This is a genomic window from Nocardiopsis sinuspersici (genome assembly GCF_001998325.1).
In the GTDB taxonomy this organism is placed as follows: Bacteria; Actinomycetota; Actinomycetes; order Streptosporangiales; family Streptosporangiaceae; genus Nocardiopsis; species Nocardiopsis sinuspersici.
Genome location: NZ_MCOK01000001.1, coordinates 3595094 through 3609625, shown reverse-complemented (window position 1 = coordinate 3609625; position 14532 = coordinate 3595094). Strand labels below are relative to the sequence as shown.

Annotated in this window: 12 protein-coding genes; 10 read left to right on the top strand and 2 right to left on the bottom strand. The window is 70.0% G+C overall.

What is annotated here, in order from left to right:
* The first annotated feature begins 8 nt into the window (after nt 1–8).
* The gene (gene clpX / locus NOSIN_RS15650; RefSeq protein ID WP_077691456.1) at nt 9–1283 is read left to right on the top strand and encodes an ATP-dependent Clp protease ATP-binding subunit ClpX; all 1275 of its coding nucleotides are present in this window, start codon (nt 9–11) and stop codon (nt 1281–1283) included.
* A gap of 216 nt (nt 1284–1499) precedes the next feature.
* On the opposite strand, the gene NOSIN_RS15645 is transcribed toward clpX, so the two are convergent.
* Nucleotides 1500–2210 (bottom strand): DUF305 domain-containing protein, encoded by a 711-nt coding sequence (locus NOSIN_RS15645; RefSeq protein WP_077691455.1) that lies wholly within the window; start codon nt 2208–2210, stop codon nt 1500–1502.
* Nucleotides 2211–2755: 545 nt separating this feature from the next.
* On the opposite strand from NOSIN_RS15645, the gene NOSIN_RS15640 reads away from it, so the two are divergent.
* A complete protein-coding gene (locus tag NOSIN_RS15640) occupies nt 2756–4168 on the top strand; it encodes a hypothetical protein (RefSeq protein WP_077691454.1) in 1413 nt (470 codons plus the stop codon).
* Between the two features lie 166 nt (nt 4169–4334).
* Complete coding sequence (locus tag NOSIN_RS15635; RefSeq protein WP_077691453.1) at nt 4335–5759, top strand: LVIVD repeat-containing protein; 1425 nt, start codon at nt 4335–4337, stop codon at nt 5757–5759.
* 72 nt (nt 5760–5831) lie between these two features.
* Here NOSIN_RS15635 and NOSIN_RS15630 read toward each other — a convergent pair whose 3' ends face one another.
* A complete protein-coding gene (locus NOSIN_RS15630; protein WP_077691452.1) occupies nt 5832–7184 on the bottom strand; it encodes a folylpolyglutamate synthase/dihydrofolate synthase family protein in 1353 nt (450 codons plus the stop codon).
* A 120-nt stretch (nt 7185–7304) separates the two neighbouring features.
* On the opposite strand from NOSIN_RS15630, the gene NOSIN_RS15625 reads away from it, so the two are divergent.
* The 7 genes from NOSIN_RS15625 to mrdA all read left to right on the top strand — a co-directional run bounded on the left by NOSIN_RS15625 (nt 7305) and on the right by mrdA (nt 14532).
* The gene (locus NOSIN_RS15625; RefSeq protein ID WP_077691451.1) at nt 7305–8654 is read left to right on the top strand and encodes a bifunctional folylpolyglutamate synthase/dihydrofolate synthase; all 1350 of its coding nucleotides are present in this window, start codon (nt 7305–7307) and stop codon (nt 8652–8654) included.
* Nucleotides 8655–8688: 34 nt separating this feature from the next.
* On the top strand, nt 8689–9102 hold the full coding sequence (locus tag NOSIN_RS15620; protein WP_077691450.1) for a DUF4233 domain-containing protein: 414 nt from the start codon (nt 8689–8691) through the stop codon (nt 9100–9102).
* 160 nt (nt 9103–9262) lie between these two features.
* A complete protein-coding gene (ndk, locus tag NOSIN_RS15615) occupies nt 9263–9667 on the top strand; it encodes a nucleoside-diphosphate kinase (protein WP_077691449.1) in 405 nt (134 codons plus the stop codon).
* 224 nt (nt 9668–9891) lie between these two features.
* Nucleotides 9892–10926, top strand: coding sequence for a rod shape-determining protein (locus tag NOSIN_RS15610; RefSeq protein ID WP_077691448.1), 1035 nt, complete (start codon nt 9892–9894; stop codon nt 10924–10926).
* A 1-nt stretch (nt 10927) separates the two neighbouring features.
* Nucleotides 10928–11827 (top strand): rod shape-determining protein MreC, encoded by a 900-nt coding sequence (gene mreC, locus NOSIN_RS15605; RefSeq protein ID WP_077691447.1) that lies wholly within the window; start codon nt 10928–10930, stop codon nt 11825–11827.
* Nucleotides 11824–12384, top strand: a complete 561-nt coding sequence (mreD, locus tag NOSIN_RS15600) for a rod shape-determining protein MreD (RefSeq protein WP_077691446.1) — start codon at nt 11824–11826, stop codon at nt 12382–12384. The genes mreC and mreD overlap by 4 nt, the downstream gene beginning before the upstream one ends.
* Before the next feature lie 3 nt (nt 12385–12387).
* Nucleotides 12388–14532, top strand: coding sequence for a penicillin-binding protein 2 (gene mrdA / locus NOSIN_RS15595; protein ID WP_077691445.1), 2145 nt, complete (start codon nt 12388–12390; stop codon nt 14530–14532).

The window sequence follows — 14532 nt, the reverse complement described above, 5'->3', positions numbered from 1 at the left end:
GTGGCTGGGTGGCACGCATCGGCGACGGCGGGGACCTGTTGAAGTGCTCGTTCTGCGGCAAGAGCCAGAAGCAGGTGAAGAAGCTCATCGCTGGCCCCGGCGTGTATATCTGCGATGAGTGCATCGATCTGTGCAACGAGATCATCGAAGAGGAACTCGCCGACGCCACCGAGCTCACCTGGGACGCGCTTCCCAAGCCGCGGGAGATCTATGAGTTCCTGGATTCGTATGTGATCGGTCAGGATCAGGCGAAGAAGGCGTTGTCGGTGGCGGTGTACAACCACTACAAGCGTGTGCGTTCTGAGGGTGACCGGTCCGGGGACGAGGGTGTGGAGATCGCCAAGTCCAACATCTTGTTGTTGGGTCCCACGGGTTCGGGGAAGACGTTGTTGGCGCAGACGTTGGCTCGGATTCTGAATGTGCCGTTCGCGATCGCCGATGCCACGGCGCTGACCGAGGCGGGGTATGTGGGGGAGGATGTGGAGAACATCCTGCTCAAGTTGATCCAGGCGGCGGACTATGACGTGAAGAAGGCCGAGACGGGGATCATCTACATCGATGAGGTCGACAAGGTCGCGCGTAAGAGTGAGAATCCCTCGATCACGCGTGATGTGTCGGGTGAGGGTGTGCAGCAGGCGTTGTTGAAGATCCTGGAGGGGACGACGGCGAGTGTGCCGCCTCAGGGTGGGCGCAAGCATCCGCATCAGGAGTTCATTCAGATCGATACGACGAATGTGTTGTTCATCTGTGGTGGTGCGTTCGCGGGGTTGGAGAAGTTGATCGAGTCGCGGACGGGTCAGCAGGGGATGGGGTTCAACGCGGTGTTGCGGCCTCAGGGTGAGGCTGGTGGGTCGGCGTTGTTCGGTGAGGTGATGCCGGAGGATCTGTTGAAGTTCGGGATGATTCCGGAGTTCGTGGGTCGGTTGCCGGTGATCACGAGTGTGCATGATCTGGATCGTGAGGCGTTGATCCGGATTTTGACGGAGCCGCGGAACGCGTTGGTGAAGCAGTATCAGCGGTTGTTCGAGTTGGATGGTGTGGAGTTGGAGTTCACGCCGGATGCTTTGGACGCGATTGCTGAGCAGGGGATTATTCGGGGGACGGGTGCGCGTGGGTTGCGGGCGATCATCGAGGAGGTGTTGTTGTCGGTGATGTATGAGGTGCCTTCTCGTGAGGATGTGGGGCGGGTGATCATCACGCGGGAGTCGGTGCAGGAGCATGTGAATCCCACGATCGTGCCGAGGGCCAAGACACGCCGCACCCGCCAGGAGAAGTCCGCCTAGGTCGTGTCCGGCGGCGCGTCCGCCGCGACGACGAACGTGTGAAGGGGAGCCCCCCGGCCGGGGGGCTCCCCTTCACGTCGCCGGTCCGCCGTCCGTACCGGGGAGGGGACCGCGGCCACCGGGCCGCAGGTCCCCCCGGGCGTGCGCTCCGAGTCCTCCCGGAACCCCGGGGGCGCCCGAACGGGCCCGGCACCGGGGCCCGTGCGCGGACGGGCCCTACTCCTCCTCCAGCACCAGCTCCATACGGGCGATGTCGGCGTTCTGCTCGGCGATCACGTCGTTGGCCATCCGCATCACCGTCTGGTCCTTGCCCTCGGCCAGCACGTCCTCGGCCATGGTGACCGCTCCCTCGTGGTGGACCGTCATCAGCTCCACGAAGAGCCGGTCGAACTCGTCGCCCTCCGCGGCCGCCAGCCGCTCCATCTCCTCCTCGGAGGCCATGCCCGGCATGTCGTCGTGGTCGACCTCCAGGTCGCACGCGGGCACGTCGCCGTCCTCGCCGTGGTGCGTACCGTCGCCCTCCAGCCCGCAGAAGTTCTGGTGTGCCGGGTTCTCCCTGGCCGGGCCGAAGACGCTCTCCTCCAGCCAGCTCTCCATGGCGGTGATCTCCGGGCCCTGGGCGGCGGAGATGCGGTCGGCGATGGTCTTGATGCCGTCGCGCTCGTACCGCTCGGGGACCAGGTCGGTCATCTCCAGTGCCTGGGAGTGGTGCTCGATCATCTGCACCAGGTAAGTGACGTCGGCCTCGTTGTGGCCCTGCTCCTCGGCGAGGGCGGCGATCTGGTCGGCGGTGGCTGGGGAGGAGGACTCCCCGGGCGCTCCGGGGGCGATGACGTTGGCCGACTCCTGCCCGCCGTCGTCGCCAGTACAGGCTGAGGCTCCGAGCAGCGCGAGAGCGGTTCCGGCCGCGAGTGCCAGGCGACGCACGAGGTGTCCTCCATGGGGGTGAGGGGCGGTCGGGGCCGCGGTGTCCGTGGGGTGGGACGACCCGAAGGAAGGGCGACGTCCTGCGGGCTTTCTACTCACTCGATGGGTGTTTTGTCCAGTCCTCGGACGTGATGCGGACACCGTGTACCCGCCCGAACACTTGGAGCGCCCTCGGTTTTGGGGTTTCGGATCTATCCAAACTCGTCACATCATCAGACCGAAATTGAGAACCGTGGGGCGTACAACGGTTCGCTGATTCCTGTTCGGGGCCGTGGCTACTCCGTGTGACCCCGTCGCCGGGTCGGGGCCCGCCCCTCACCGTCCCCGGCTCCGACCCGAATGTGGAACGGGTGGGGCCCGCGGGGCTCCGGGCGGCCCCCGTGCGCGGTGGCGCCCTTCGAAACGTTAGCCGGGTTGCGTGATCAGATCGGGTCGGCTCGACACCGTGTTAACAACCATGTTTCTTTTGTCTCCCCCTATACATATAGATGTTGAACTGTGTACGTTCTTCCTGTTTCACTCCAATCAGAATCGGGAGTACACGGATGGCCTCATCCCCCTCGACCCCCAACCCCCCAAGAGCCAGGCGCAGACTGGCCGGACTCGCCACGGTCGGAGCCGCCGCCCTGGTGGCCGGCCTCCTCGGCCCGGCCTCGGCCTCGGCGGACGACACGTTCGTCAGTGACGCCGACACCAGCTCCAACGTCACTCATGTGGCCAACGTCCCGAAGAGCGAGACGATGAGCGCGTTCAACTCGGATCTCGCGTTCACCGGCGACTACGCCATCGGCGGCAACTACAACGGCTTCGTCGTCTACGACATCTCCGAGCCGGAGGACCCCCAGGTCGTCTCCGAGGTCCTGTGCCCCGGTGGCCAGGGCGACGTGTCGGTCAGCGGGGACCTGTTGTACTTCTCCGTCGACTACGCGCGCGCGGGCACCGAGTGCGGTGCACCCTCCGTGTCCACCACGGACCCGAACGGGTTCGAGGGCGTCCGGATCTTCGACATCTCCGACAAGGCCAACCCGCAGTACGTGTCCGCGGTGCGCACCGACTGCGGATCGCACACGAACACGCTGGTCCCGGGCAAGGACGGCGAGCACGAGTACGTGTACGTCTCCTCGTACTCGCCCTCGGAGCGCTTCCCGAACTGCCAGCCGCCGCACGACAAGATCTCCGTCATCAAGGTCCCGGTCGACGAGCCGTCCGAGGCCAAGGTCATCGACACCCCCGTGCTCTTCCCCGAGGGCGGCAACACCGGCACCGCCGGATGCCACGACATCACCGTCTACCCCCAGCGGGACGTCGCCGCGGGCGCCTGCATGGGTGACGGCGTCCTGATGGACATCTCCGACCCGGCCGCACCGGTGGTCACCGAGGTGGTCCAGGACGAGAACTTCGCGTTCTGGCACTCGGCGACCTTCACCAACGACGGCAAGAGCGTGGTCTTCACCGACGAGCTCGGCGGCGGCGGTGGCGCCACCTGCAACGAGGAGGTCGGCCCCGAGCGCGGCGCCGACGCCGTCTACGAGGTCGGCGGCGAGAAGGGCGCACCGGAGCTGGAGTTCCAGAGCTACTACAAGCTGCCGCGCCACCAGGCCGACACCGAGAACTGCGTCGCGCACAACGGCTCGCTCATCCCGACCCCGGGCCGCGACTTCTTCGTGCAGTCCTGGTACCAGGGCGGCGTCTCGGTCATCGACTTCAACGACCCGAAGAACCCCGAGGAGATCGGCCACTTCGACCGCGGCCCGATCGATGACGACCAGCTCGTCCTGGGCGGCTCCTGGTCGGCCTACTACTACAACGGCTACGTCTACTCCTCCGACATCACCCGCGGACTCGACGTCCTCAAGCTGAACGACCCCCGGTTCCGGGTGGCCGAGCAGACGCGGATGGAGGAGTTCAACCCCCAGTCCCAGCCCGAGTACAGGCCCGGGCGGGGCAACGGCCGCTGACCGTTCCCACCGAGTGCCCCGAACCCTCCCCGGGTCTCGGGGCGCTCCACCCGAACGTCCTCCGGTCCTTCGGGGCCGGAGGACGGATCCGGGGAACAGGGGCCGTGGCCGTGTACGCCGCGGCCCCCACGCGTCCCCCCACCCCCTAGTGCACACAGGAGAGCCCATGCCAGCACCCGCAGCACCACGGGCCCGGAAGGGTCCGCGGCGTACCGCGGCCCTTGTGGTCACCGCCACCGCGTCCCTGCTCGTCGGACTCCTCGGCCCGGCCGGCGCCCACGCGGACGAGGCCCCGGCCGACAGCGTCCACAGCCCCAACATCACGCACGTCGCCCACGTGCCCAAGCCCTCGGCCGTGGACAGCGTCAACTCCGACCTGGCGTTCACCGGCGACTACGCCATCGGCGGCAACTACGACGGCTTCGTCGTCTACGACATCTCCGAGCCGGAGGACCCCCAGGTCGTCTCCGAGGTCCTGTGCCCCGGTGGCCAGGGCGACGTGTCGGTCAGCGGGGACCTGCTGTACTTCTCCGTCGACTACCCGCGCGCCAGCAAGGACTGCGGGGCGCCCGCGGTCTCGGTCACCGACCCGAACGGGTTCGAGGGCGTCCGGATCTTCGACATCTCCGACAAGGCCAACCCGCAGTACGTGTCCGCGGTGCGCACCGACTGCGGATCGCACACGAACACGCTGGTGCCGAGCAAGACCGGTGACAGCGACCTGGTCTACGTGTCGTCGTACTCGCCGTCGGAGGACTTCCCGAACTGCAAGAAGCCGCACGACAAGATCTCCATCATCGAGGTGCCGCACGACGCACCCGAGGAGGCCGCGGTCGTCAACGAGCCGGTGCTGTTCCCCGACGGCGGCAACCACGAGCAGGACGGTCTGCTGCTGCCCACCCAGGGCTGCCACGACATCACCGTGTACGCCGAGCGCGACATCGCCGCGGGCGCCTGCATGGGCGACGGCCTCCTGATGGACATCTCCGACCCGGTGAACCCGGTGGTCACCGAGCGGGTCCGGGACGAGAACTTCGCGTTCTGGCACTCGGCGACCTTCACCAACGACGCCAGGACCGTGCTGTTCACCGACGAGCTCGGCGGCGGTGGCGCACCCACCTGCACCGAGGAGGTCGGCCCCGAGCGCGGCGCCGACGCCGTCTACGAGGTCGGCGGCGAGAAGGGCGCACCGGAGCTGGACTTCGCCAGCTACTTCAAGATCGACCGCCACCAGGGCGACCAGGTGTGCGTGGCGCACAACGGCTCCCTGATCCCGGTCCCGGGCCGTGACTACTTCGTGCAGTCCTGGTACCAGGGCGGCGTCTCGGTCATCGACCTCAACGACCCGGGCAGCCCCGAGGAGATCGGCTTCTTCGACGTGGACTCCCGCGTCCAGGAGGGCGTGCAGGACAACGACACCTGGTCGACGTACTACTACAACGGCTACGTGTACTCGTCCGACATCAGCCGGGGCCTGGACGTGCTCCGTATCGACGACCCGCGCCTGCGCGCGGCCGAGCAGGTCCGGATGGACGAGCTCAACCCGCAGAACCAGGAGAGCTACCGACCGGGCCGAGGCAACGGCCGGTAGGAAGGGCGGACGACACCACGAGTGGTGACCCCGGCGGGGGCGGCGCCTCGGCGCCGTCCCCGCCTCTCGGTCTCAGCCGAAGAGCCGGTCGGTGGGGGCGTCCACGGCCTCCAGGACCCGGCCGGTGAAGTAGACCGTGCCCAGGGCCAGCACACGTGTGCCGAGCGCCCTCAGGGCCGCGGGGGAGAGGCCGTCGGCGTCCATCCGGTCCCAGTGGTCGGGCAGGGCGTGCTCGAACCGCAGGTGGGCCTCGGGCAGGCGCACGGCGGTCACCGGCAGGTCGCCCAGGGCCTCCACGGCCCCGGACACGTCCTTGTGGTCGGGCAGGCACAGCAGAACGTGGTCCACCCGGCCCCACAGCCCGCGGGCGTGGGCCAGCGCGGCGGAGACGCCGGCGCGGTCGATGGCCGAGTCCACGAGGACCTCCGCGTCCGGTACCGCTCCCGTGCTTTCGTCGCCCGCGTCTCCTGTGGCCCCGCCGTCACCACCGCCGCTCGCGTCTTCCGTGGCCCCGCCGTCACCACCACCGCCGCTCGCGTCTTCGGTGGGGACGGCATGGTGGGACAGCCTTCCCGGCAGCCGTAGGGTGCCCAGCACGGCGTGCAGCCGTTCCCGGTCCATCGGCGGGCGGCCCAGGTGGTCCAGCATCCGTGCGGCGGCGGCCGTGCCCAGCACCCCCGACGCGGCGGACAGCCCCGGCGGGCGCAGCGCGGGCGGCGGCTCCACCCCCGGCCGCCCGGGGTCGACCACCTCGGCGCGGACCCGGCCGCCGGTGGCCTCGGCCAGGGCGGCGTCGACCTCCGCGGCCACCCCCGCGGTCTGCGGCAGGCGCACCAGCGCGCGGGTCCGCTCCCCGGCGACCCGCGCCTTCTCCCGGGCGATCTCCTCCACGGTGTCGCCGAGGACCCCCACGTGCTCGGCGAAGACGCTCCCCAGCGCGACGACCTCCGGACCGACCAGGCGCAGCTCGTCGCGGTGCCCGCCCATCCCGGCCTCCAGCACGCACACGTCGGCCTCCACATCGCGGGCGTGCAGCAGTCCCGCGACCAGGAACAGCCCGCTCGGCGCCAGGTACCCGCCGGACTCCTCCACCGGTGGCAGCCCGCGGCGTGCGGCGTCGATCCGGGCACCCAGCGCGTCCAGTTCGGCGTCGGTCACCGACATCCCGTCCACCCGCACCCGCTCGCGGTAGGACCGGAAGCTCGGCCCGGTGACCAGTACCGTGCGCAGCCCGGCCGACGCCAGCGCCGCCGCCGCCGTGGTCGCGGTGGTGCCCTTGCCCTTGGACCCCACCACCCCCAGCACCGGGGCGCGGTCGGCGTCCAGTCCGAGGGCGCGCGCCAGCGCCGCGGCGCGTTCCAGGCTGCGGGCCCGTCCGGGGCGCCGTCGCGCCCACTCGGTGAAGAAGGGGTCAAGACTCGGCATGGCACCAGTATGGTCCGTGCGACATGTGCCACCGGTTCCTTTACCCGGCGTCCGGTCCCAGGTGAGGGCGCGTACACTGGCGCGGGTGTACACCCCGAACAAGCGAGACACCGAGACACCGTGAGTGACGCCAGCGCCGAGCAGCGCTACGACGAGGTGACCGCGGAGATCCTCTCCCGCGCACCCGAGTCCGACATCGATCCTCGTCTGGACCGGATCCGCACACTGCTGGACCTCCTGGGCGACCCGCACCGCAACTTCCGGGTCATCCATGTCACGGGTACCAACGGCAAGACCTCCACCGCCCGCATGATCGACGCGCTCATGCGCGCACGCGGCCTGCGTGTGGGCCGCTACACCAGCCCGCACCTGCGCACCGTGCGCGAACGCATCGTCATCGACGGGAAACCGGTCTCCCGGGAGCAGTTCGTCGAGGCCTACGACGACATCCGGCCCCAGATCGAGATGGCCGACCTGATGAACGACGCCCCGCTGTCGTTCTTCGAGATCCTCACCGGGATGGCCTACGCGGCCTTCGCCGACGCACCCGTGGACGTCGCCGTGGTCGAGGTCGGCATGGGCGGCCGGTGGGACGCCACCAACGTCGTCGACGGGGACGTCGCCGTGGTGACCCCCATCGGCATCGACCACACCGAGTACCTGCCCGACACGCTGGAGGGCATCGCCGAGGAGAAGGCGGGCATCATCAAGCCCGACTCCGTGGTGGTCATGGCCGAGCAGCCGCTGCCCGCAGCCGAGGCGCTCCTTCGCAGCGCCTCCGAGATCGGGGCCCAGGTGGCCCGGGAGGGTCTGGAGTTCGGCGTCACCGCCCGCGAGGTCGCCGTGGGCGGTCAGCAGGTCGACATCAAGGGCCTCACCGGCAACTACGAGAACCTGCTCCTTCCGCTCTTCGGAGCGCACCAGGCCGGAAACGCGGCCGTCGCCATCGCCGCGGTGGAGGCCTTCTCCGCCGGCGAGGACGCCGACGGCCTGGACCCGGAGATCGTCGGCGAGGCCTTCGCGGAGGCGGACTCCCCGGGCCGCATGGAGATCGTGCGCACCAGCCCGACCGTCATCGCCGACGCCGCGCACAACCCCGCCGGGATGATCGCCACCGCCGCGGCCGTGGAGGAGGCCTTCGCCTTCTCCCGGCTGGTCGGAGTGGTCGCGATCATGGCCGACAAGGACGTCGAGGGGATTCTCGACCCCCTCGAACCGCTACTCGACGAGATCGTCGTCACCCGTAACTCCTCACCGCGCTCCCTCGACCCGGATCGGCTGTCCACCGTCGCCCAGCAGATCTTCGGCGAGGACCGCGTGCACGTGGCACCCCGACTCGACGACGCCATCGACCAGGCCGTGGGCCTGGCCGAGGAGAACGGCGAGTTCGGTGGATCCGGTGTACTGGTCACCGGATCGGTCGTCACCGCCGGTGACGCCGTCCACCTGCTGCGCGGCGCGGGGGAGTGACGGGCCGGACGGCCCACTACGAAGGGAACCCGCCGTGCGTGTAGTCTGCGCCGTCATCCTGGTGTTCGAGGTCATCGTGATCGGCCTCTTCATCCCCGTCGCCATCGCCCTGGAGGGGATGGCCCCGGCCCTGGCAGCGGGCCTGTGGGGCGGGATGGCCGCCGCCGCCCTCGTGCTCTCCGGCCTCCAGAAGTACCGCCTGGCGCACTACGCCGCCTGGGTGCTGCAGGCCGCGTTCCTGTTCACCTCCTTCCTGGTCTCCGGGGCGGTGCTGATCGCCGTGGTCTTCGTGTCCCTGTGGGTGACCGGTGTGATCATGGGCCGCCGTACCGACGAGGTGAAGGCCGCGCACCGGGCCAGGGCCGAGGCGGAGGCCGCCCGGGAGGCCGGGGAGGCCGGTGGGGACGGCGACGTCGTGACATCCGCGTCGTCCCGGCAAACGCGATAGTGTGACGCACGTCCGGGCGGGTGGCCGGAGCAGGGAGGGACTCCCGCTCCTCGGCCCCCGCTTCCGTGACCCATCACCCGAACCCTCCGCGTGCGGCCGACGCCGTGGGCGAACAGCCCACGTGCGCCACGCGGAGCCCCAGTGAGGAGTTGACACGCACGTGGAGCGCACTCTCGTTCTCATCAAGCCGGACGGCGTCCGCCGCAACATCGTCGGCGAGGTCATCTCGCGCATCGAGCGCAAGGGCCTGCAGCTGGTCGCGATGGAGCTGCGCACGCTCGACACCGAGACCGCCAGGACACACTACGAGGAGCACGCCGAGCGCCCGTTCTTCGACTCGCTCGTCGAGTTCATCACCGGCGGTCCGCTGGTGGCCGTGGTGGTCGAGGGCGAGCGCGCGGTGGAGGCCTTCCGGGCCCTGGCCGGCGCCACCGACCCGGTGACCGCCTCCCCCGGCACCATCCGCGGCGACTTCGCGCTGGAGGTGCAGCAGAACATCGTGCACGGCTCGGACTCCACCTACTCCGCCGAGCGCGAGATCAAGCTTTTCTTCCCCGACCTGTAGGCGGGGCGGAGCGGGCCGCGGGTTCTTCGGCATGGGACCCGCGGCTTCGTCATGAGGGGACTTCTTCGGATTCGTCCGCCGTCGGGGCAACAATTCGGTGTGTTTGCGTAACGGACTAAGTGCTGACCGTTACGATACGGGGGACTGGATACCTATCGTGACGGATCGACTACGTATGGTCGCTCGCGTCGCCACGCCCGACACGGCGCCTCTGAGGACGTTACATGCCGAACAACCTTGCTTTTCTCGGCCGGGACATGGCCGTCGACCTTGGCACCGCCAACACGCTCGTGTACGTGCGCGGACGCGGCATCGTTCTGAACGAGCCGTCGGTGGTCGCGCTCAACACCTCAACGGGCAGGATCGTCGCCGTCGGCATCGAGGCCAAGCAGATGATCGGCCGCACACCTGACAACATCACGGCGATCCGCCCCCTGAAGGACGGCGTCATCGCCGACTTCGAGATCACCGAGCGCATGCTGCGCTACTTCATCCAGAAGATCCACCGACGGCGCCACTTCGCCAAGCCCCGCCTGATCGTCGCCGTCCCGAGCGGTATCACCTCGGTCGAGCACCGCGCCGTCAAGGAGGCGGGCTACCAGGCGGGCGCACGCCGGGTCTACATCATCGAGGAGCCCATGGCCGCCGCCATCGGCGCCGGGCTCCCCGTCCACGAACCCACCGGCAACATGGTCGTGGACATCGGCGGCGGCACCACCGAGGTCGCCGTCATCTCCATGGGCGGCATCGTCACGTCCCAGTCCATCCGCGTGGGCGGCGACGAACTCGACCAGGCCATCACGACCTTCGTCAAGAAGGAGTACTCCCTGATGATCGGGGAGCGCACCGCGGAGGAGCTCAAGATGGCCGTCGGGTCCGCCTATCCCAGCGGCTCGGAGGAGGTCCGCGCCGAGGTGCGGGGACGCGACCTCGTCAGCGGCCTGCCCAAGACCATCGTCCTGTCCGAGACCGACGTGCGCCAGGCCATCGAGGAACCGGTCATCGCCATCATCGACGCGATCCGCACCAGCCTCGACAAGTGCCCTCCGGAGCTGTCCGGGGACATCATGGACCGCGGTATCGCCGTCACCGGCGGCGGGGCCCTGCTCCGCGGACTCGACGAGCGGCTCCTGCACGAGACCGGCATGCCCATCCACGTGGCCGACAACGCGCTCGACTCCGTCGCCCTCGGCTCGGGCACCTGCGTCGAGAACTACGAGCGCCTCCACCAGGTCCTCGTTCCCGAACGGCGGCGATGACATGTTCCGCGACTCGTCCCGATCCAGACTGATCCTGGCCGTGCTCCTCGCGGCGGCCGTGGCCCTGCTCGTCCTGGACGCGCGACCCGGCGGCGACCCCGTCACCTCCGCGGCCCGCGCGGGCGGCGAACTCGTGTTCGCGCCCACCGCCGCGGGGGTGGGCTGGGCGACCGCGCCGGCGGCCGCCCTCTACGACGGGCTGCGCCAGAGCCCGGAGACCTCCGACCGCATCACCGAACTGGAGCAGGCCAACGCCGACCTGAAGGACCAGCTCCAGGCCGCCCGCATCGACGAGCAGCGCTCGAAGCAGCTCGACGAACTCCTGGACCTGGCCGGCCTGGGCGGCTACGAGATCGTCGCCGCCCAGGCCGTCACCCACGTCACCGCGCGCGGCTACGCCGACACGGTCACCATCGACGCCGGAACCGAGTCCGGCGTGCGCCCGGACATGACCGTGGTCAACGGCTCCGGCCTGGTGGGGCGCGTGACCGAGGCCGGTCCGCACACCGCCACCGTCATGCTCGCCACCGACGTCAAGTCCGCGGTCGGCGCCCGGCTGGAGGCCACACGCAAGATCGGCGTGGTCAACGGCGGGACCGTTCCCGGCGGCCCCGAGGCCGAGCTGACCCTGGAGCTGTTCGACCTGGAGGCGCAGGTGGATCCCGGAGACCGGGTGGTCACGCTCGGCTCGCACGAGGGCGCGCCCTTCGTGCCCGGCGTGCCCATCGGCACCGTCGAAGAAGTGCAGGTGGCGCCCGGCGCGCTCAGCCGCCTCGCCGACATCGCCCCGGCCGTGGACTTCTCGTCCCTGGACGTGGTGGGCGTGGTGGTGCGGGGTCCGGAGGAGGACCCGCGCGACTCCGTGCTCCCGCCCCGACCCGACAAGGGGGACCGGTCATGAGAACCGCAGCGGCCCTGATCGCGGTGCCCGCCGCCGTACTCGTCCAGACCACGATCATCAACCGGCTCCCGTTCGACTGGGGGGCCGGACCGGACCTCGTGATCGCGGTGGTCGTCGCGGTCGCCCTGACCACCAGCCCCGCCGCCGCGGCCGGCTGCGGCTTCGCCGCCGGGCTGGCCATGGACGTACTCCCGCCCGCCGAACACGTCCTGGGCCGCTACGCCCTGGTCCTGTGCCTGGCCGCCTACGTGCTGGCCCTGCTGCGCAGGAACACCGGCTCGGCCGGCTCCCTGGACGGGCGCTCCTCGGTGTGGGCGGTGACGGGAACGGTGGCGGCCACGGCCCTGGGCGTGGGCCTGGGGTACGCGGTGGTCGGCCTGCTCATGGGGGACCCGCGTGTGTCGCTGGCCGCCGTCGCGGTCAACACCCTCGTGGGCACCGCCCTCACGGCCCTGGTCGCCCCGCTGGTCGCCTTCCCGCTGCTGCGGGTGCGCGAGTCGCTCGCCGACGACGAGTACGCCGCGGTCCGGGGCCCCATGCCCTCGGGGAGGTGGTGAGCCGTGCGCGCAGCACCCGTCGACGACTTCGAGCCCCCCGGCCGCAGACTCGGCCGGGCCGGGCTCGTCATCGCCCAGGTCCTGGTCGTGACGCTCTTCGCCTTCCTGGCCGCCCGGCTGTGGTACCTGCAGGTCCCGATGTGGGACCACTACCGCGAGATGGCGATGGCCAACCACCACCAGCAGCTCATCGTCCCCGCCACACGCGGACAGATCCTCGACGCCACCGGCCGCCCGCTGGTGAACAACCGGACCGAGCTGGTGGTCTCCGGTGACTACCACGAGCTCATGGGCATGAAGGACAACGGGAGGAAGGTCCTCAGCGACCTGTCCGAGGTGCTCGACGTGTCGCCGGAGAAGCTCCAGCAGCGCATGCGCCTGTGCGGGCCCGAGGTGAGCCGTCCCTGCTGGCCCGGCTCGCCCTACCAGCCCGTCACCCTCGCCGACGACGTGGAGCCCTCCGTCGCCCTCCAGATCATGGAGCGAGCCGGCGACTTCCCCGGCATCAGCGCCCAGGCCCACGCCGTCCGCTCGTACCCGCAGGGAGGCCACGCGGCCCAGCTAGTGGGCTATCTACAGCCGATCACCCAGGAGGAGCTGGAGGCCCGCGAGGACCTGCGCACCCAGTTCACCGGTATCGACCAGGTGGGACGAGACGGGGTGGAGGCCTCCTACGACGCGCAGTTGCGCGGCGACGCGGGCAAACGCGTGCTGGGGGTGAACAACCACGGCGAGGTCATGGAGGTGATCTCCGAGACGCCTCCCGAACCGGGCATGCACCTGGTCACCCACATCGACCTGGGCGTGCAGAAGCTCGCCGAGAAGGCGCTGGCCGAGGGTATGGCCAAGGCCCGGCCCCGCTACAAGGCCGACTCCGGCGCCGCCGTCGTCCTGGACGTGCGCACCGGCGGGGTGGTGGCCATGGCGAGCCTGCCCACCTACGACCCCGCCATCTGGCGCGGCGGCATCGACCAGGAGACCTTCGACGAGATGCTCAGCGAGGAGGCGGGCGAGCCGCTGCTCTCCCGCGCGGTGCAGGGCACCTACCCGCCGGGTTCCACGTTCAAGGTCTCCTCGCTCGCGGCGGCCGCGGAGAACGGGTACTCGCTGCGCAGCACCTACGCCTGCCCGGGCTCGGTGAACCTGGCGGGGCAGAACTACCAGAACTACGCGGGCCAGGGCCACGGGCCGATCAGCCTGCACAAGGCCATCGTGGTCTCCTGCAACACCGTCTTCTACAACCTCGGCTACCAGATGTGGAAGAAGGACGGCGGCCTGTACCCGGAGGGGGAGCCCGAGGAGGCCATGGCCAACATGGCGCGCGGCTTCGGCTTCGGCTCCCCGACCGGGATCGACCTGCCCTACGAGACCTCGGGGCGCATTCCCGACCGCGAGTGGAAGCGCACCTTCTGGCAGGAGACCCGGGAGAACAACTGCCACCGGGGCGAGCACGGCTACCCGGAGGTCGCCAAGACCGACCCCTCGCGCGCCGCCTACCTCAAGCTGCTGGCCTACGAGCAGTGCGTGGAGGGCTTCCAGTGGCGGGCCAACGAGGCCGTCAACTTCTCCATCGGCCAGGGAGACGTCCTGGTCACGCCCCTCCAGCTCGCCAACGCCTACGCGGCCGTCGCCAACGGGGGCACGCTCCACGAGCCCCGCATCGGCCGGGCGCTGGTCTCCGCGGACGGGTCGAAGGTGAAGGAGATCGAGCCGGTCGTGCGCGACCGGCTGCCGGTCAGCGACAAGACCCTCGAGTACCTGCAGAAGGCGCTCACCGAGGTCCCCAAGAAGGGAACCGCCGCCGGCGCCTTCGCCGGGTTCCCGCAGGACAAGGTCTCCGTCGCGGGCAAGACCGGCAGCGCCGACGTGCGGGGCCGCCAGGTCTCGTCCTGGTTCGCCTCCTACGCGCCCGCCGACGACCCGCAGTTCGCCATCGCCGTCCTGGTCTCCCAGGGCGGCACCGGCGGGATGACGGCGGCGCCCATCGCCCGCGAGATCTACGAGGGCATCTACGGGTTCGAGAGCCCCGGCCAGGCCGAGGGGGAGGGCGGCTCCGGGCCCGCCGAGCCGCTGCTCCCGGGCGGCGAGCCGCCCGAGGACCTGCCGGCCATCCGCCCCGACGGCTCCATCGACGTCCTGGATCGGTAG